Here is a 17,956-nt window from a genome sequence, read left to right on the forward strand (position 1 = left end):
CCCTCTAGCAAGACGGACGTACGGTTTGCTATGTTCGCGGTCGGCCGGATTGATGGTGGCGAAAGGTCAGGTGACCCGGCGTGACAGGTCAGTCGACCGACATGACAGGTCAGGTCACGAGCCTGCGGTCGGTCGGATCGACCGTCTACCTTCCGTCGCTGCTGTTCGGCATCGGGCAGGGCGCGGTCGTCCCGGTGCTCGTCGTGTCGGCCCGTGAGCTGGGCGCCTCGCTGGCCGTGGCCGGGTTCGTGGTCGCGCTCATGGGCATCGGAAAGATCGTCGCCGACGTGCCGGCGGGCATCCTGGCCGACCGCGTCGGCGAGCGGCGGGCGATGCTCGTCGCGATCGTCATCGCCCTGGCCTCGCTCGTGGTGTGCGCGTTCGCGCCGGCCGTGTGGGTGCTCGGCGCCGGCGTCACCGGGCTCGGGCTGGCGCAGGCCGTCTGGGGACTGGCCCGCCAGGCGTACCTGACCGACGTGATGCCGTACCACCTGCGCGCCCGCGCGCTGTCCACACTCGGCGGCACCCAGCGGATCGGCCTGTTCGTGGGCCCGTTCCTGTCCGCGGGCGCGGTCAGCGTGTGGGGAATCGGCGCGGCGTACGGGATCCACGTCGTGGTCGTGGTGATCGCGGGTGCGGTCATGCTCGCGCTTCCGGAGCCGCCGACGGGACGCGCCAGCCGCACGCCGGAGACGCCGTCCGGGACGCTCGACACGGTCCGGCGGCACCTCCCCGTGCTGCGGACGCTCGCCATGGGCGCACTGCTGCTCAGCGCGGTACGTGCCGGCCGTCCGGTCGCGATCCCGTTGTGGGCCGAGCATCTCGGCCTCGACGCGGCGCAGACCAGCCTCATCTTCGGCGTGTCCGGCGGCATCGAGGCGCTGGTGTTCTACCCGGCCGGCTTCCTCATGGACCGGTACGGGCGGCTGTTCACCGTGCTGATGTCGACGATCGGACTCGCGGCGGCGTACCTGCTGCTGCCGTTCACCAACGGCTTCGTCGCGCTGATGTGCGTCGGCGCGGTGATGGGTCTGTTCAACGGCATGGGCAGCGGCATCAACATGACCATCAGCGCCGACGTCTCACCGCCGGACAACCGGCCCACGTTCCTCGGCGTGTGGCGGTTGCTCAGCGACATCGGCAACGGGCTCGGGCCGCTGCTCGTCGGCGGGATCGCGGCGGTCGCACTGGCACCCGCAGTGGCGTCGCTCGGCGTGGTGTCCGGGCTGTCCGCCGTCATCATGGCCGTGTGGCTGCCGCGCTACTCGGCGAGGCGCTGAATCACCTTCTCGACGAACGTGTCCATCCAGCGACGGCGTTCGTCCCGCTCCGTGAGCCCGAAGCCGGGGACGATGAACTCGTCGAGCCCGGCCGCCTCGTACCGTCGCAGCGTCTCCACCAGACGCGACGGCTCGCCCGCGATCACCGGGAAACGGCTTTCCTCCGGGGCTTCGGTGCCGAGGAACACCACCGCCTGCGCGCTCCGGACGATCGTGGACGGGTCGCGGCCGACCGCCGCACAGTGCTCGGCGAGCACCGCGCTCTTGTGCTCGAACGTCTCCGGCGTGCCCCACGTGTTCCACTCGTCGGCGTGCCGCGCCACGATCCGCAGCGTGCGCTTCTCGCCGCCACCGCCGATGAGGATCGGCAGCGGCGACTGCACCGGTTTCGGCTCGCAGGTCGCGTCGGTGAGCGTGTAGTGCTCGCCGGCGAAGCTGAACCGCTGCTGGGTGAGGAGACCGCGCAGCACCTGCACGGCCTCCTCGAACCGGTCGAGCCGTTCGCGTACCGGCGGCAGCGTGATGCCGTACTGCTCGTGCTCGTTGACCTGCCAGCCGGCCCCGACACCGAGCACCAGGCGGCCGCCGCTGATCCGGTCGACGGTCGCCGCCATGTTCGCGACGACCGCCGGGTGCCGGTACGTGTTGCCCAGCACCAGCGTTCCGATCCGGACGCGGGGCACCAGCGCGGCGAGCGCCGCGACCACGGCGCCCGCCTCCAGCACCGGACCCGCGCCGTTGTTCGGCATGAAATGGTCGGCGACGTACACGCCGTCCCACCCGCCGGCCTCGGCATGCCGTGCGGCGTCGAGGAATTCGTCGAACGACTGCGCCGCACCGGGCCAGAACGAGAATTTCACGTGAAGAGCTTAGCCGCCGTCCTGACCGTCTGGATCACGCCGTACCCGAGCAGCACCGTGACCAACAGCCACGACACGACCAACCGCATCGTCTGGTTCATCGCGGGCTCCCTTCCAACAGTTCCTGCCCGTGCTCCTCGTGGTACTTCTCCGCCACCGGCCGGATCAACAGGTTCGCGACGAAACCGACGGCGAGCACGCCGACCATCGTGAACAGGGCCGGCCGGTACGCCTCGGCGGTGAGCGTTCCGGGCTTGCCCTGCGCGTCCAGGAAGCCGTTGATGATGAGCGGGCCGGCGACGCCGGCCGCCGACCACGCCGTGAGCAGACGGCCGTGGATCGCGCCGACCTGGAACGTGCCGAACAGGTCGCGCAGGTACGCCGGAACGGTCGCGAACCCGCCGCCGTAGAACGACAGGATCACGCCTGTCATCACGACGAACAGCGCGGTCGCGGCGGATCCGACGGTGGCCACCAACGTGTACAGCACCATGCCGCCGCCGAGGTACAGCATGTAGATCGGCTTGCGGCCGACAACGTCCGATGTGGACGACCACACGAAGCGGCCGGCCATGTTGAACAACGACAGCACACCGACGAAACCACCGGCCGCCGCCACCGTGACGGTCGACGTGCCGCCCTCCCGGAAGAAGTCCTGGATCATCGGGCTGGCCTGTTCCAGGATTCCGATGCCGGCGGTGACGTTGCAGAAAAGCACCGTCCACAGTAGCCAGAACGAGGGGGTCTTGATGGCGTTGGCGGCCGACACGTTCGCGGTCGTCACCAAGGGCTTCGCCGCCACCGTGGCGGGGTCGAATCCTTCCGGCTTCCAGCCCTCGGCCGGCACCCGCACGTTGACGACACCGAACATCATGATGATGAAGTAGAGGACGCCGAGCGTCACGAACAGGAGCACCAACGCGTGCCCGTCGGCGACGGACGCCGCGTTGTTCGGGTCGTAGCCGGAGTCGTAGAACGACATCAGTTGGCGCGACAGCGGGCTGGCGATCAGCGCGCCGCCACCGAAGCCCATGATGGCCAGTCCCGTGGCCAGACCCGGGCGGTCGGGGAACCACTTGATGAGCGTCGACACCGGCGAGATGTAGCCGATGCCGAGCCCGATGCCGCCGAGGAAGCCGTAGCCGAAGTACACCAACCACAGCTGCTTCGTCGCGATGCCGAGCGCGGCGACCAGGAAACCGCTTGCCCAGAACACGGCCGACACGAACATCGCCTTGCGCGGTCCGTTCGACTCCACCCACGTGCCGCCGAGGGCGGCCGACAGGCCGAGCATGACGATCGCAATGCTGAAGATGATGCCGATCGCGGTCTGGCTGACGTCGAAGTGCGCGATCAGCGAGTTCTTGTAGACGCTCGTGGCGTACGCCTGGCCGATGCACAGGTGTACCGACAGAGCGGCGGGCGGGATCAGCCACCGGCTGTATCCCGGTGGGGCGACGGTGTGCTGTCGATCAAGGGCGGAGAGAATCGACACGACCGACCTCCTTGAGCCGGTGAGAACCCGCAGGCCAACTACCACATCGACGGCGATCGCAAACACGATCGTTGACAACGCAAGCACGATCGCGGACAAAACGGAACACGATCCCGGCTCCGGTACGGTGAGCGGCGGATCGACGTCGATGAACGGACGGCACGTTGTGGACGAGACACTTGGCCTCCTCGGTCACCCCGGCGGCATCCTGGTCGACCACCCGAGGCTGCGGGTCGGTGTGGTCGCGGCGATCAGCCGACGCGACGGCCTGGAACTGGAACTCGTCGCCCGCAGCCCGCGCAACCCCGACTCGATGACCGATCCGCCGGCCCCGCGCGTCCTGCTCCCCCGCTACGAGGAGGGCATGAACCTGCGCGTCGCCTGGCTCGACGCCGACGACCGCCCGCACTGGGAGTACGGCTCGGTCGACGTGAGCACCGGCTACCCGTTCAACGGCACCGTCCTGCAGACCAGAATGCTCCTCCCGCCGATGTTCGACCGGGCCCGGATCGTGCTGGCGTGGCCGGAAATCGGTTTCCCGGAGGCCGTGGTCACGCTGCCGCTGCCCGACCGCGAAGCCGTCACCGACGCCGAGGTCTCGGTCTGGACCGCGCCGGTCGACGCCCGGCCCGTCCCGACCGGACTCGCCTTCCGTCCGACCACCCTGCACTCACTCGACGTCGACGCCGAGGCGGGCCTGATCCTGTCGGGCCCGCGCGTCCTGCACCGCGGCGACCACGCGGTGGTGGTACTGACCCGGCTGACGCTGGTCGGCCCGGCGCTGTCCCTGGATATCCACAGCATCGCCCGCGGCCGGCCGGGCGGCGTCGCGACGATGGCCGCGATGTACGGCCCGCGCCACCGTTCGCACGCGGAGAACCCGCCGGAAGGTCCGACCCGAACGGGCCGGATCGAGCCGGAGCACCCCCGCGATCCGGGCGTCGGCGCGTCGATCGCCCTCCTCCACCCCGCCGCGACAGACGGATCCGACACTGGCGACGCGACGGACGGATCCGACACCGACGGCGCGACAGACGGAGCCGCAATCGGCGACACCGCGGACCGGGCCGCAATCGGCGAGACGGCGGACCGGGCCGCGATCGGCGGCGGTGGGGCGAGTTGGCTGATGCCGGCCAAGGGCACCACCGCCGGTGGCGAGGACACGTTCTCCGGCCGCGCCGAGTATGCGTTCGACCGCCCGGCAAGCGCTTTCCTCGACCTGGTGGTCGGCTGGCCGGAGGCCGGCCTCGCCGACGCGCACGTCCGCCTGCCGCTCATCACCTGAAGCGACCTGAAGCGAACGGCATTACCTCCGGCGTAATCGACGCGGTGCGCGGCGCGCGCCAGAGTTACTCCCGCAACCAGCAATCGACTGAGGGAGTGGTCATGAGTGACGCCGACACCACCGTGGCGCGGTACCTGGACATGTGGAACGAGACCGACGCCGCCGCGCGGCGGGCGCTCGTCGAGGAGGTGTGCGCGCCGGATGTCCGGTACGTCGACCCGCTTGCCGCGGTCACCGGACGGGACGCGGTCGACGGGCTGATCGGCGCGGTGCAGCAACAGTTCGCCGGCCTCACGTTCACGCCGGGCGGGGCCACGGACGCGCACCACGAACAGGCGCGGTTCACCTGGCATCTGGGCCGGCCCGGCGACGAGCCGTTGGTCGTCGGCTTCGACGTCGTCGAGTTCGCCCCCGACGGGCGGATCGCGAGGGTGCTCGGCTTCCTCGACAAGGTGCCGAGCGCGTAAAAGACGCCGAGCACGTAGGACAAGGCGCAAGATCGTTAGACTCGACCCGTGATGAACCCCGGCACCTACGTCACGAACGCCGTCGCGATGTGGGCCGGCCTCGCTCCCGCCTCGGAGCAAGCGCCGACCCACCTCCGGGCCGACCTGCCGACAGCCACCCGGATCATCCTCACCGAGCCGGGCGCGATCGCCGTCGTGGGCGAACTGGCAGCGTCGGTGCCGGCCGGCACGCGGGTCACGGTCGAGGACTCGTGGGGCGCGGAAGCGTTGCCGCTCAACGGGTTCGACGTGTTGCGGATGCCGCTCATGGTGCGTCGGCCCGGTCCGGTCGAGGTGGTCGGGCGGCCCGGCGTCCGCGTCGTCAGGGTCGGTGACGCCGATGAACTCGCCGCGGCGGAACGGGTGATGGTGGACGGGTTCCCGCTGCGCTCGTTCCAGCCGCTCACCCGGGGCGCCGCCCTGCCGCCCCGCCTCCTCGACACGCCCGGGTGGGACGTCTGGCTGGGCTACCGGAACGGGCAGCCGGCGGCGGCCGGGTACACGTTCGACGACGGCGACGCGGTGGGCGTCTACTGGCTTTCCACGCAGGCCGAGCACCGATCGGCCGGCCTGGGTCGCGCGGTCCTGGCCACCGCCCTCGCGACCGGGCCGGACCGGCCGTGGACGCTCGTCGCGACGGACGCCGGCCGTCCGCTCTACGAGTCGCTCGGGTTCGAGACCGTCTCCGGTGCGGTCTGGTACACCCGCAATTAATGTCGATGTCTCGACACGTTGCCCCCGGTCGGGTCAACTGACGGGATGACGGATCACGCTCACGGAAATGTCGGACGGAGAGCACTGCTCGCAGGTGTGAGCGGTGGTCTGCTCATGCTCGCGGCGGCGCCCGGCACCGCTCGGGCCAGGCGCACGACGACCGCGGACGCGGCAACCGGCGCGGCACGCGCGTCCCGGATCACGCAGGGCACCACGCTGGTACACGCCGATCTGCACAACCACACGCTCCTCTCGGACGGCGACGGCGATCCCGCGCTCGCGTTCGCGTCGATGCGCTCCGCCGGCCTCGACGTCGCCGCGATCACCGATCACACCACGCTGTTCGCGATCGAGGGCCTCAGCAGCCGGGAGTGGGACCGTGTGGGCGCGCTCGCCGACGCCGCCGACGACCCGGGCAACTACACCGCGATCCGCGGCTTCGAGTGGTCGCATCCCTTGCTGGGCCACGTGAACGTCTGGTTCACGCCCGGCTTCACCGACCTCGGCGGGTCGTCGAGCATGAGCCGCCTCTACAGCTGGATCACCGGCTCCGGCGGCATCGCCGGGTTCAACCACCCCGGCCGCGAACTCGTCCGCTTCGAGGACTTCCGGTTCAACGCCGCGGCCCGCGACCCGATGGTCGGGATGGAGATCTTCAACCGCGGCGACGACTACCTCTTCGACGGCTGGAGCAACGGCCAGTCCTCGCCGCTGAACCGCTGCCTCAACGCCGGCTGGCGCACCGGGCTCACCGGCGTCTCCGACGAGCACGGCACCGACTGGGGTTTCCCGGAGGGCAAGGGCCGCACGGGAGTGTGGGTCACCGAGAACACGCGGGGGCAGGTCCAGGCCGCGATGCGGTCGCGGTGTTTCTTCGCGACACGCGTGTCGGGGCTTCGACTGGACGCGACAGCGAACGGCGTCCGCATGGGCGGCACCACGGTCGGCGGCGACGTACGGTTCCGGGTTGACCTCGACCGGGGTCCGGAGTGGCTCAACAAACCGTTGAAGATCCAGGTGCTGCGCCCGGGCTCGAACGCGCCAACGGTGCCGCTCGTGGTCGACACGCTCGCCGGGCAGGTCGCCGAGTTCACGGTGCCGCTCAGCCTGGACGACGGACCGTGGGTGGTGTTGCGGATCTCCGACCCGACCCAGGCGAACGCCAGCCCAGGCCCGGCCGGACACCCGTGCAACGACTGGGGCGTCGCCTACACGAGCCCCTGGTGGCTCACGGCGTGAGCCCCGCGCTCAACCGTGAGCCCCGCGCTCAACCGAGAGCCCCGCGCTCAACCGAGAGCCCCGCGCTCAACCGAGAGCCCCGCGCTCACAACATGTGCCCCGACACTCACGGCGTGAGCGCGGCGCGGATCGAGTAGGCGAGCGGGGTGACCGGGCGACCGAGCAGGTTCGGCAGGTCCTCGCTCGGCACGTCGAGGTCGCCCCGCGCGATCGCCTCGTCGATGGCGGCCACGAATCCGGCCGTGCCCTCGTCGAGGCCGCCCGCCCGCAGCGCGGCCACGAGCTCGGCCGGGCTCACCGACCGGTGCGTGACGGTCGTGCCGGTGACCTCGGTGATCGTCGCGGCCAGGTCGTCGAGGGTGATCGGCGGGCCGCCCAGTTCGTAGATCCGGCCGGCGTGGCCGTCGCCGGTGACCGCGGCCACCGCACCGGCGGCGAGGTCGGCGCGGGGAACGACGCCCACGCGCCCGGCGCCGGCGGCGCTGACGATCGCCCCGTCGGCCAGGTACCGCGTGAGCTGGCCGGTGTAGAGCTCGACGTACCAGTTGTTGCGCAGGATCGTCCACTCGAGGCCCGACGCACGGAGGAGCTCCTCGGTGGCCTTGTGGTCGGGAGCGACGACGAGCTCGGTGGCGTCGGCCCGCGGCGCGCTCGTGTAGACGACCCGGCCGACCCCGGCCGCCTTCGCCGCCTCGACCACGTTGGTGTGCTGCCCGATCCGCCGGCCCACCTCGTTGCCCGAGACGAACAGCAGCACGTCGACGCCCTTGAGCGCCTCGACCAGCGTCTCGGGCCGGTCGTAGTCGCCGGTGCGCACGTCGAGGCCGGAAACGGTCGCCTTCTCCGGGCTGCGGGCGAGGCCCACGATCCTGTCGGTGCCGGCCGCGATGAGCTGTTCGGCCGCGAACCGGCCGAGGTGTCCGGTAACGCCGGTGACGCCGATGGTGGTCATGTGCAGTCCTCCGCGATGCTGTCGATTTGCAGGCACTAACTATTCCACAGCGCCAACATAACAGGTAGTGCCGTATGATCAAGGGGTGACGGATCACACCGGGCCCACCGACGAGCTGATCGCAGACGTTTTCGCGCGCGGCTGCACGTCACGCGCGGCGCTGGAGGATGTCGCGGGCAAGTGGGGGCTGCTGGCGCTGCTCGCGCTCGGCGAGGGTGCCTACCGGTTCAACGCGCTGCGCCGCCGGGTGTCGGGGGTCAGCGAGAAAATGCTGTCGCAGACGCTGCAGGCGCTCGAGCGCGACGGCATCGTGCACCGCGAGGTGGTCACCGCGATCCCGCCCCGGGTGGAGTACACGCTCACGCCGCTCGGCATCCAGGTCGCGGCGAAGGTCCGCGACCTGGTGGAGTTGCTGGAAAGCGCTGTCCCGGAGATAGCGGCGGCGCGCGCGGCCTATTCGAAAGGCGACTGACGCGCGCTCGAAAAGTGACTAACGCGCGCCGTACGTACGGGACCGACTGTGTTCGGACGCCGACGCCATCGCGGACTGCACGTTCGACCGGCGGTCGGACGGCACGTGGTCAGGCATGTGGTTGGGGCGTCCGGTGATCATCGGGGCACGCTAGCAACGACGCCGGAATGCCCGCCACGCCCTCAATGTCGACTTAAGAAAAATCAAAGACGCGCACCGGGTCCCGGTAGCACGTCGACGTCGGCCGCGCGCATGGGCTCGCCGCAGGTCGGGCAGCGCAGGTCGACGTGGCCGGTCTCGCCGCACGCCCGGTGCCGGTGCAGGACCGGCGGGCCGGCCTCGCCCGCCGTCCAGCGGTCGCCCCAGCGGACCATCACCAGCAGCAGGTCGCACAGCTCCAAACCCTTTGAGGTAAGCGCATACCCGGCGCCGCGCGGTTCCCGCCGCTCCAGCACGCCCTGCTCGCACAGCCAGGCCAACCGTTCCGCCAGCACCTTGCGGGAGATCCCCAGATCCTGCTGGATCTGGTCGAAGCGGGAGATCCCCACGTAGACGTCGCGCAGGATCAGCGGCGACCACGGTTCGCCGATCACGTCGAGGGTCCGGGCGATGGAACACGCCATGTCGGAGAACCGGGTGCGCTGCATGCGTCAAATGTACCCGGCCAAGTTCCCTGAAGGAACTAGAAACACGTACGGGTGGACAACGCCACCGCGTGTTCACACGGCGCGTCACCGCCCGGAATGATCGTCGCCATGCGCCAGGCCGACGTCGAACGCCTCGTCCGTGACACCCTCGCGGCACACGCCTCGCTGTTCCTCGCCACCGCCGGTGAGGCGGGGCCGTGGGTCAACGGGGTCTACTTCGCCGAGGACGACCTGTTCACGCTCTCGCTCGTGCTGGAACGGGACGGCCGGACGATCGCCGCGGTCCGGTCACAGCCCCGCGTGGCGGTGATCGTGTCGACCGGTTCGCCGGGCGACCCGTTCCTCCAGGCCACCGCCGACGCCGAGGAGCTCTCCGGCGCCGCCGCGAACTACTCCCGCGACCTCCTGCTCGCGAAAGTGCCCCAGGCAAGCCCTTTCCTGGCCACGCCGGTCGAGGTGGTGCGGCTGTGCGTCAACACGTGGCGCGTCACCGACATCCCGAACGGCTGGCTGCCGGGCGTGGAGCTGCCGAACCCGAACCGCCTGCTGCCGGTGGGATAAATCTTCACAGCACCACCACCGGTTGTCCGGAGCGCGTTCGTACGGTCGGTGGTGTGCCGTTGACGCTTCCCACCCATCCGCTCGCCGTGGCCCCGTTGAAACTCTGGCGCCCGCGGTGGTTCGACGGCGTCGGGCTCACGCTCGGCGCGATCGCGCCGGATCTCGCCTACGCCGCGGACGGTTACGGCGTCACCATCCACAGCCACGCGTGGCACGCGCCGTTGTGGTGGGCGGTGCCGCTGACGCTCGTCCTCGCGCCGCTCGTGCGATGGGCGGCCGCGCCCGTCGCCGCCCACCTTCCGCACGGCGGACCGCTGGCGCTGCGCGACTACGGGGTCCTGTCGCGGTCGACGCACCGGTGGTGGGTCACCGCGTGGTCGGCGGCGCTCGGCGCGGTCACCCACATTTTGTGGGACGCGGTGACGCACCCGACCGTCGACGGCGGCCGCGTCCCGTTCCCGCCGCTCACGTCGGAGGCGCTGGCGGGCCGGCCGTGGTGGCTGGTGATCTCGCGGCTGTCCGACCTCATCGGGTTCGTGCTCGCGGCCGTGCTCGCCGTCCACATCGGACGGTCGCGGCTCCTGCGGCGGTGGCACGGCGCGCCGGTGCCGGTGCGGAGAAGGCCGGCCAGGTTCTGGGCGACCGCTATCGTCGTCGCGACCGCCGGAGCGGCCCTGCTGCCGCTGCAACCGGTGCGGCTGTTCCACGATCAGGCGGTCCGCACGCTGCTCGTCGTCTCGATCGCGTTGCTTGCCGGCGCCGTCGCGGTGTCGCCGAACCACCGGGCACGGCTACCCGTGCATTAGTATCCGTGCGTGGAACCGGTACGGGTGGCGATGTGGTCGGGGCCCCGCAACGTGTCCACCGCGCTGCTGCGCAGCTTCGGCGCCCGCGCCGACACGCTCGTCGTCGACGAGCCCCTCTACGCGCACTATCTCGCGGTCACCGGCCTCGACCACCCCGGCCGCGAGCAGATCATGGCCAGCCAGCCCACGCGGTGGCAGGCCGTCGCCGCCGGGCTCACCGGTCCGCTGCCGGCGGGCGTCGCGGTGTACTACCAGAAGCACATGACGCACCACCTGCTGCCGGAGATCGGACGCGACTGGATCGGCAAGCTGTGCAACGCGTTCCTGATCCGCGCGCCCGAGAGCGTGGTGGCGTCCTACTCGAAGGTGCGCGGCGAGCCGACCCTCGCCGATCTCGGCTACGCCCAGCAGGTCGAGATCTTCCGCGCCTACGGCGGCCCGGTGGTCGACGCCGCCGACCTGTTGCGCGATCCGCCCGGTGTGCTCGAACGGCTCTGCGCCGCGGTCGGCATCCCGTTCGATCCGGTGATGCTGTCGTGGCCGCCCGGCCGCCGCGCCACCGACGGCGTGTGGGCGCCGCACTGGTACGCGTCGGTGGAGAAGTCGACCGGGTTCGCCCCGTACGACCCCACCCCGGCGGTGGTCCCGGACCGGCTGCGCCACCTGGTCGAGCAGGCGCAGCCGTACTACGACGAGCTCGCCGCCGCCAAACTTTAGAGAACGGGCACTCCCGAAGCGGACGCGTGCTCCCGGTACAGCGTCGCCACCCGCAGCGTCAGCGGGCCGACCTTCCCCGTGCCGATCGGCCGGCCGTCGATCTCGGTGACCCCGGCGATCTCGCCCATCGTCCCGGTGCAGAACACCTCGTCGGCCGTGTACATCTCGGTCAACGAGATGTCGCGCACCTCCGCCCGGATCCCGTTGGTGGCGGCCAGCTCCAGCACCGTCTGCCGGGTGATCCCCTCCGGGCAGGCGACGGTGAACGGCGTGTGCAGCGTCTCGCCCACGACCGCGAACAGGTGGGTGGCGTTGGTCTCGGCCACGAAGCCACGCCCGTCGAGCATCAGCGCGTCGTCGGCGCCGGCGACGTTGGCCTCCATCTTGGCCAGGATCGAGTTCAACAGATTGTTGTGGTGGATCTTCGGGTCGAGCACGTCGGGCCCCGGCCGGCGCACGCTCGACGTCACCAGCTTCAGCCCGGAGGTGTCGTAGACCGGTGCCTTGTGCTCGGCGAGCACGATCAGCGTGCACCCGGCCTGGTTGAGGCGCGGGTCCATGCCGCTGGTCACCTTGACGCCGCGCGTGAGCGTGAGGCGGATGTGGACGCCGTCCTCCATGGCGTTCGCGCGCAGGGTCGCGCTGATCGCGTCAACAAGATGTTGATCGGACGGGACCCCGGCGAACCCGAGCGCCACCGCCGACCGCCGCAGCCGGGCCAGGTGCTCGTGCAGGCCGTAGATGCGGCCCGCGTACACCCGCAGCCCCTCCCACACTCCGTCACCGCCCTGCACCACGGAGTCGAACGGGGAGATACCGGGCTCCTCGCGGTGCCGGAGCACACCGTTGACCCAGTACCGGATGTCGGCATTGCGCTCGTCGTAGCGCTGAAGCATGAGGATCATCCTAGCTAGGATCCTTCCGTGACCACTGATGCCCGCCGCACGTTCCGCGCCCTGCACGAGTCCGGCACGTTCCTGCTCCCCAACCCGTGGGACGTCGGCTCCGCCAAGCTGCTCGAACACGTCGGTGCGGTCGCGCTCGCCACGACCAGTTCCGGCTTCGCGGCAACCTTCGGCCGCAAGGATCAGGAGGTGACGCGGGAGGAGCTGGTCGCGCACGTCGCCGCGCTCACGGCCGCGGTGACGGTGCCGGTGAACGTCGACGCGGAGAGCGGCTACGCCGCCGACCCGGCCGGGGTCGCCGAAACGGTGTCGTTGCTCGCCGATGCGGGCGCGAGCGGACTGTCCATCGAGGACTACGACCCGGACAACGGCGCGCTCTATCCGCTCGACGCGGCCGCGGAACGGATCGCCGCCGCCGCCGAGGTCTGCGTGAAGCACGGCATCGTGCTCACCGGGCGCGCGGAGAACCACCTGTACGGCGTCACCGATCTCGGCGACACGATCGCGCGTCTGAACGCGTACCGCGACGCCGGCGCGGGGTGCGTGTACGCGCCGGGCCTCACCGACCTCGCCGACATCGCCCGGGTCGTCGACGAGACCGGCGCGCCGGTGAACGTCCTCGCGCTGCCGAAGGGTCCGTCGGTGCCCGAACTCGCCGGCGCGGGCGTGCGCCGCGTGTCGACCGGTGGCGCGCTGGCGTGGGCCGCGTACGGGGCGCTGGTGACGGCGGCGCGTGAGTTGCTCGACGCAGGCACCAGCACCTACCTGACGCGCGCCCTCCCCCGCGACCTACGCGACGCCGCCTTCGGCTGAGGCTGTCTCCTTCCACCGAAGGTATTCCGGCGCGTCCCGCAGATCGGCGAAGTCACCGAAGCCGGGGGCGCGGGCCAGCACCTGGTCGACGATCACGTACGCGTCGTGGTCGCGGCCGGCCTTCAACAGGATGCGGACCTTCGTGTCGCGGATGTAGTCGTGGTCGCCGCTCTCCGCGACGGTGAGCGCTCGCTCCACAATGGACAGTGCCCGGCCGAGGTCGCCGCGTTGCATGAGGTGCCACGCGAGCGCGTTGCCGCAGCGGCGCACGACCTCCTCCTGGAACGCGCCGAAATCGGTGAAGTGCCAGATCTGGTCGGGCACCTCGACGAGCGCCGCCTCCGCGTACCCGACCAGCTGGTCGGACAGCGCGGTCCACCGGTCGCCGGTGGCATCGTTGGCGAGCCGACCCAGCGAGTCCACAATGGAGTAGAGCGCGTACAGCCGGTCGTACTCGGCGTACCGGGCGCCCGGCGTGCACAGGGCCAGCGCCTCGCGTAGCGTCTCCACCGACTGCTCGTAGTCGCCGTCCGCCGCCGTGCGCGCGCCGTCCTTCACCATCGTGTGGATCCGCTGGAAGCCCGGATCGTCCACATCGGACCGTGCGTCGATGTTGCGCAGGTCCATCCGCACCCGCGGGAACGTGGCGCCGATGCGGTCGAGCGTCTCGCCGGTGAGCTTGGTGTACCGCAGGTCGACGAACTCCAGGTCCGCCAGGCGGTAGAACGGCTCGGGCAGCGTCGTGAAGGCGTTGAACGACAGGTCGACGTGCGTCAGGCGGGGCAGCCGCGCGAACGCGTCGGCCGGCAATGCCAGCGCGGGCCGGCCCTTCTGCTCGCCCCAGCGGTCGATGCCGAGGTCCTCCAGCGTCGTGATGTCCCAGATCCCGGCGAGCAGTTCCCGCTTCGGGTAGCGGCCGGCGTTGCCGCTGCGCCCGTCCACGTGCAGCACCCGCAACCGGGGCAGCTTCGCCAGATCGGGCAGCCGGTCGACCTCGCCCAGCGAACCGTTGAGCCGCAGTTCCTCCAGTGTGGACAGTTGGAGGAGGTCGTCGGGCAGCTCGTCGAGCACCGACATGCTGAGGTCGAGCGAGCGCAGTTCGGGCAGCCGCGTCACCATCGTCGGGAAACCGGTGCCGAGGTGATGCGCCCGGAACTCGCTCAACCGGGCCAGGTCGCCGAGCGCGTCGGGCAGCTCGGTGAACCTGTTGCGGGAGATGTCGAGCACGCGCAGCCGTTGCAGGGCGCCGATCGTCGCCGGGAGCGCGGTCAGCCCGGTGCGGCTAAGGTCGAGCTCCTCCAGCGCGGTGAGCGTCGCGATGTCCGCCGGCACCGTGCCGATCTCGTCGTTGCCGGCGAGCGACAGCCGGCGCAGGTTCGGGAACCGCAGTACCTTCTCCGGGAACGCGCGCAGCCGCCGTTCGCTCAGATCGAGCTCGGTGACCTCGTCGGCGCGCGCCAGCAACGCGTCGAGTTCCGCCTCGGCGGCGAGGTGCGGCGGCAGCGCGTCGGGACGCAGCACCGGCCGGCCCTCCGTCAACGCCTGGTCGACCAGCCCGTCGTCGACCGACCCGTCGGCGCCGACCACCTCGGGCCGGGCGGCCGCGACCAGGTCGTCGTCGTCCTCGAAGTCGACGGGGCAGTTCATGCGGTGGGGGTCGCCGCACACCACCGCCTCCGGCGGCTGCCCGAACTCCATGTTGAAGTACAGGAAGTTCATGACGAGCGGCGCGCGCGTCCGCCCGTGGACGACGAGCACGCCACCGTCCTCGCCGCGGCGCCCGAGCACGCCACCGGTGACGGTCAGGTCGCCGTTGACCACGACGTTCGGGCAGCCTTCCAGCAGCACGTTGCGGGCCCACAGGTCGCCGGTCACCACGAGGAAGTGCCCGCCGGAGTAGTCGAACAGCTCGACGTCGCCGTCGGTCACGAGGTCGCCGTCGACGATGACGTTGAACGGGGACCAGTCGGCGTCCGGGTACGACTTCACGCCGTCCGGGGTCCGGAGGCCGCCCTCGTACAGGCGGATCTCCTGCTCGTCGGTGAACTCCTGGTACGGGTACCAGATCGCGTCCGAGACGGAGAAACGCTCTTCGGCCTCGTCGGCGGTGATGACCCGGTAGCCGGGTGGAAATTCAGCGGTCACGGCGGGGCAGCATAGGGGATCATCGCGGCCGTGAGTGTTCCCCAGCGTCAGGTGCGCGCGGCGTATACCGTCCGGACGGTCACCGTGTACCAGGCGTATCCGGCCGAGATCGCGCTGCCGGCCGTGGCGGCCCAGCGGTTCGTGCCGCCGTTCAAGCCCGACCGCATGACGTGGATCAAGCCGTCGTTCCGGTGGATGATGTACCGCTGTGGATGGGGCACCAAGCCCGGCCAGGAACACGTGCTCGCAATCGAGATCACCCGCTCCGGTTTCGAGTGGGCGCTCGCGAACGCCTGCCTGAGCCATTACGACCGCGACGTCTACCCCGACGCGGGGGCGTGGCAGGAGCGGCTGCGGGTGAGCCCGGTGCGCGTCCAGTGGGATCCGGAGCGGTCGATCCGGCTGGCGCCGCTGCCGCACCGGTCGCTGCAGGTGGGACTGTCCGGCCCGGCGGTGCCGCGCTACGTCGACGAGTGGACCGTGGGCATCACCGACGTCACCGAACGGGCGCACCGCGTCCACGAGCTTGTGCGACAGGGAAAGGACGACCTCGCGACGGCGTCGCTCCCGCCGGAAAGCCCTTACCCGCTGCCGCCGGCGGTCCGCGCGATCGTGGGCGCGTCCCGGTGATCCGGGCGGCCGTGGACGCCGATCTCCTTGTCCTGCAAGAGATCGAACGCGCCGCGGGCGAGGCGTTCCGGGAGATCGGCATGCCCGAGATCGCCGACGACGAACCCCTTCCGGTGGACGCGCTGGCGGCCTACGCCGCGGCCGGACGCGCCTGGGTGGCGGTCGACCCCGACGACCGGCCGGTCGCCTACCTGATCGCCGACGTAGTCGACGGCAACCTGCACATCGAGCAGGTATCCGTGCATCCGCGGGCGGCCCGTCGGGGCATCGGCCGCGACCTGATCGAGCACGCCGCCGCCTACGCCCGCGACCACGCGCTGCCCGCCCTGACCCTGACGACGTTCACCGACGTCCCCTGGAACGCCCCGTACTACGAACGCTGCGGCTTCCGGGTGATGCCCGACCCGGAGCCGGCCCTGCGCGCGCTGATCCGGGCCGAGTCCGATCACGGCCTCGACCGCTGGCCGCGGGTGGCCATGCACCGCCCCCTCCCCCGCTGACCCCGCCAGGCCGCCCTCCCCCGTCGATCTTGCAGTTGTGTTCGCCCTTTCGTAGTGATTCGTCCCGATTTCAAGCGAACACAACTGCAAGGTCGACTCGCAAGCGCACCGCATAGGGTTTCTGCGAAAGTTTCGGGCACCGCAGCGCATTCAGCACGCGAAAGTTCTTCGAAAGTCGTTGACATCGGCGCCCGCGCGCCCCAATGTTGTCGCCATCGACGGGCTTCGAACCGTTGATCCGGGTTCCCCGCCACGGGCCCGGGTGCCTCCCCGCCCCCGTCCTTCGAGGAGGAAGCGCGCACATGAAACGCACCCCCAGGCGTCTACTCGTCGGCGCCACGTGCGCCGCCGTGCTGGCCACCGTCGGCGCAGTGACGGCCACCGCCGCCCGCGCCGAGGCCGACCGGACCGTCAGCTCCAACACCACCGGCACCCACAACGGCTACTACTTCTCCTTCTGGAAGGACAGCGGCAGCGCCAGCGTGACGCTGCGGGCCGACGGCCGGTACAGCAGCAGCTGGAACAACAGCACCAACAACTGGGTCGGCGGCAAGGGCTGGGCGACCGGCAGCCGCCGGACCGTCAGCTACTCGGGCAGCTACAACCCGAACGGCAACAGCTACCTGGCGTTGTACGGATGGACGCGCAACCCGCTCATCGAGTACTACGTCGTCGAGAACTTCGGCACCTACAACCCGAGCACGGGCGCCACCCGGATGGGCTCGGTCAGCACCGACGGCAGCACGTACGACATCTACCGCACCCAGCGGGTCAACCAGCCGTCGATCGACGGTACCGCCACGTTCTACCAGTACTGGAGCGTGCGGCAGCAGAAGCGCACCGGCGGCACGATCACCACCGCCAACCACTTCGACGCCTGGGCCCGCGCCGGCCTGAACCTGGGCAGCAACCACGCCTACCAGATCCTGGCGACCGAGGGTTACCAGAGCAGCGGCAGCTCCGACCTCACCGTGTGGGAGGGCGGCAGCGGCAACCCCGGCACGCCCACCAACCCGGGTGGCGGCGGCAACTGCAACGCGACGCTGTCGGCCGGCCAGCAGTTCGGCGACCGGTTCAACCTGAACGTCGCGGTCAGCGGCGCCACGAACTGGATCGTCACGTTGAACCTCAACGGCGGCCAGACGCTGCAGAACAGCTGGAACGCCTCCGTCAGCGGCACCAGCGGATCGATCACCGCGAGGCCAAACGGTAGCGGCAACAACTTCGGCGTCACGATCATGGCCAACGGCAACTGGACCTGGCCCACGGTCACCTGCCGAACCGGCTAACAGCGCAACACGGAGCAACACGGACACGGCCGGGCCGGGTGGGAATCCCCACCCGGCCCGGCTGTCCCCCCAGCGCCTGTTTGGAAAGGGTGGCCGGCCTGCGGCGGGTCCAGACGACGACCGGCGGCGTTGCGGCTCCG

Annotated in this window: 20 protein-coding genes; 13 read left to right on the top strand and 7 right to left on the bottom strand. The window is 70.7% G+C overall.

Annotation, left to right across the window (positions count from 1 at the left end; translation table 11 throughout):
• The first annotated feature begins 80 nt into the window (after positions 1–80).
• Positions 81–1,280, top strand: a complete 1,200-nt coding sequence (locus Vau01_RS12940; RefSeq protein ID WP_203991385.1) for an MFS transporter — start codon at positions 81–83, stop codon at positions 1,278–1,280.
• On the opposite strand, the gene Vau01_RS12945 is transcribed toward Vau01_RS12940, so the two are convergent.
• Genes Vau01_RS12945 through Vau01_RS12950 form a run of 3 tightly spaced genes read right to left on the bottom strand, consistent with a single transcriptional unit; the run spans position 1,262 to position 3,629 of the window.
• Complete coding sequence (locus Vau01_RS12945) at positions 1,262–2,140, bottom strand: TIGR03560 family F420-dependent LLM class oxidoreductase (protein ID WP_203991387.1); 879 nt, start codon at positions 2,138–2,140, stop codon at positions 1,262–1,264. The two genes, Vau01_RS12940 and Vau01_RS12945, sit on opposite strands and share 19 nt — an antisense overlap.
• Positions 2,137–2,241 (bottom strand): MFS transporter small subunit, encoded by a 105-nt coding sequence (locus Vau01_RS65675; RefSeq protein ID WP_444546028.1) that lies wholly within the window; start codon positions 2,239–2,241, stop codon positions 2,137–2,139. Before Vau01_RS65675 ends, Vau01_RS12945 begins: the two co-directional genes overlap by 4 nt.
• A complete protein-coding gene (locus tag Vau01_RS12950) occupies positions 2,238–3,629 on the bottom strand; it encodes an OFA family MFS transporter (protein WP_203991443.1) in 1,392 nt (463 codons plus the stop codon). Before Vau01_RS12950 ends, Vau01_RS65675 begins: the two co-directional genes overlap by 4 nt.
• A gap of 172 nt (positions 3,630–3,801) precedes the next feature.
• Here Vau01_RS12950 and Vau01_RS12955 point away from each other — a divergent pair, with 172 nt between their 5' ends.
• The 4 genes from Vau01_RS12955 (at position 3,802) to Vau01_RS12970 (ending at position 7,379) form a co-directional block, all read left to right on the top strand.
• The gene (locus tag Vau01_RS12955) at positions 3,802–4,920 is read left to right on the top strand and encodes a hypothetical protein (protein WP_203991389.1); all 1,119 of its coding nucleotides are present in this window, start codon (positions 3,802–3,804) and stop codon (positions 4,918–4,920) included.
• A 101-nt stretch (positions 4,921–5,021) separates the two neighbouring features.
• The gene (locus Vau01_RS12960; protein ID WP_203991391.1) at positions 5,022–5,387 is read left to right on the top strand and encodes a nuclear transport factor 2 family protein; all 366 of its coding nucleotides are present in this window, start codon (positions 5,022–5,024) and stop codon (positions 5,385–5,387) included.
• Positions 5,388–5,438: 51 nt separating this feature from the next.
• A complete protein-coding gene (locus tag Vau01_RS12965) occupies positions 5,439–6,140 on the top strand; it encodes a GNAT family N-acetyltransferase (protein WP_373320231.1) in 702 nt (233 codons plus the stop codon).
• 96 nt (positions 6,141–6,236) lie between these two features.
• Positions 6,237–7,379 (top strand): CehA/McbA family metallohydrolase, encoded by a 1,143-nt coding sequence (locus Vau01_RS12970; RefSeq protein WP_239151547.1) that lies wholly within the window; start codon positions 6,237–6,239, stop codon positions 7,377–7,379.
• A gap of 106 nt (positions 7,380–7,485) precedes the next feature.
• On the opposite strand, the gene Vau01_RS12975 is transcribed toward Vau01_RS12970, so the two are convergent.
• A complete protein-coding gene (locus Vau01_RS12975) occupies positions 7,486–8,331 on the bottom strand; it encodes an SDR family oxidoreductase (protein WP_203991398.1) in 846 nt (281 codons plus the stop codon).
• 85 nt (positions 8,332–8,416) lie between these two features.
• Between Vau01_RS12975 and Vau01_RS12980 the strand changes: the two genes are divergently transcribed.
• Positions 8,417–8,803, top strand: coding sequence for a winged helix-turn-helix transcriptional regulator (locus Vau01_RS12980; protein WP_203991401.1), 387 nt, complete (start codon positions 8,417–8,419; stop codon positions 8,801–8,803).
• A 203-nt stretch (positions 8,804–9,006) separates the two neighbouring features.
• Here the strand turns inward: Vau01_RS12980 and Vau01_RS12985 are convergent, their stop codons facing one another.
• The gene (locus Vau01_RS12985; protein ID WP_203991404.1) at positions 9,007–9,450 is read right to left on the bottom strand and encodes a winged helix-turn-helix transcriptional regulator; all 444 of its coding nucleotides are present in this window, start codon (positions 9,448–9,450) and stop codon (positions 9,007–9,009) included.
• Between the two features lie 108 nt (positions 9,451–9,558).
• Here Vau01_RS12985 and Vau01_RS12990 point away from each other — a divergent pair, with 108 nt between their 5' ends.
• Genes Vau01_RS12990 through Vau01_RS13000 form a run of 3 tightly spaced genes read left to right on the top strand, consistent with a single transcriptional unit; the run spans position 9,559 to position 11,534 of the window.
• Entirely contained in the window at positions 9,559–10,011 is a 453-nt protein-coding gene (locus tag Vau01_RS12990) for a pyridoxamine 5'-phosphate oxidase family protein (protein WP_203991406.1), read from the top strand.
• A gap of 53 nt (positions 10,012–10,064) precedes the next feature.
• The gene (locus tag Vau01_RS12995; RefSeq protein WP_203991408.1) at positions 10,065–10,817 is read left to right on the top strand and encodes a DUF4184 family protein; all 753 of its coding nucleotides are present in this window, start codon (positions 10,065–10,067) and stop codon (positions 10,815–10,817) included.
• Between the two features lie 9 nt (positions 10,818–10,826).
• Positions 10,827–11,534 carry a sulfotransferase-like domain-containing protein gene (locus Vau01_RS13000; RefSeq protein WP_239151548.1) on the top strand — a complete coding sequence of 236 codons (708 nt, stop codon included), beginning with the start codon at positions 10,827–10,829 and terminating at the stop codon, positions 11,532–11,534.
• On the opposite strand, the gene Vau01_RS13005 is transcribed toward Vau01_RS13000, so the two are convergent.
• Positions 11,531–12,430 carry an aminotransferase class IV gene (locus Vau01_RS13005; RefSeq protein WP_203991410.1) on the bottom strand — a complete coding sequence of 300 codons (900 nt, stop codon included), beginning with the start codon at positions 12,428–12,430 and terminating at the stop codon, positions 11,531–11,533. The genes Vau01_RS13000 and Vau01_RS13005 overlap by 4 nt on opposite strands.
• Before the next feature lie 27 nt (positions 12,431–12,457).
• Here Vau01_RS13005 and Vau01_RS13010 point away from each other — a divergent pair, with 27 nt between their 5' ends.
• Positions 12,458–13,252, top strand: a complete 795-nt coding sequence (locus Vau01_RS13010; RefSeq protein WP_203991412.1) for an isocitrate lyase/PEP mutase family protein — start codon at positions 12,458–12,460, stop codon at positions 13,250–13,252.
• Here Vau01_RS13010 and Vau01_RS13015 read toward each other — a convergent pair.
• A complete protein-coding gene (locus tag Vau01_RS13015) occupies positions 13,229–15,397 on the bottom strand; it encodes a leucine-rich repeat domain-containing protein (RefSeq protein WP_203991415.1) in 2,169 nt (722 codons plus the stop codon). The genes Vau01_RS13010 and Vau01_RS13015 overlap by 24 nt on opposite strands.
• 30 nt (positions 15,398–15,427) lie before the next feature.
• On the opposite strand from Vau01_RS13015, the gene Vau01_RS13020 reads away from it, so the two are divergent.
• From Vau01_RS13020 to Vau01_RS13030, 3 genes are all read left to right on the top strand, one after another.
• The gene (locus tag Vau01_RS13020; RefSeq protein ID WP_203991417.1) at positions 15,428–16,027 is read left to right on the top strand and encodes a DUF4291 domain-containing protein; all 600 of its coding nucleotides are present in this window, start codon (positions 15,428–15,430) and stop codon (positions 16,025–16,027) included.
• A gap of 11 nt (positions 16,028–16,038) precedes the next feature.
• Positions 16,039–16,527 (top strand): GNAT family N-acetyltransferase, encoded by a 489-nt coding sequence (locus tag Vau01_RS13025; RefSeq protein WP_239151549.1) that lies wholly within the window; start codon positions 16,039–16,041, stop codon positions 16,525–16,527.
• A gap of 302 nt (positions 16,528–16,829) precedes the next feature.
• A complete protein-coding gene (locus tag Vau01_RS13030) occupies positions 16,830–17,816 on the top strand; it encodes a glycoside hydrolase family 11 protein (protein WP_203991419.1) in 987 nt (328 codons plus the stop codon).
• Positions 17,817–17,956: the final 140 nt, after the last annotated feature.

The sequence above is a fragment of the Virgisporangium aurantiacum genome (assembly GCF_016863635.1).
GTDB classification, from domain to species: domain Bacteria; phylum Actinomycetota; class Actinomycetes; order Mycobacteriales; family Micromonosporaceae; genus Virgisporangium; species Virgisporangium aurantiacum.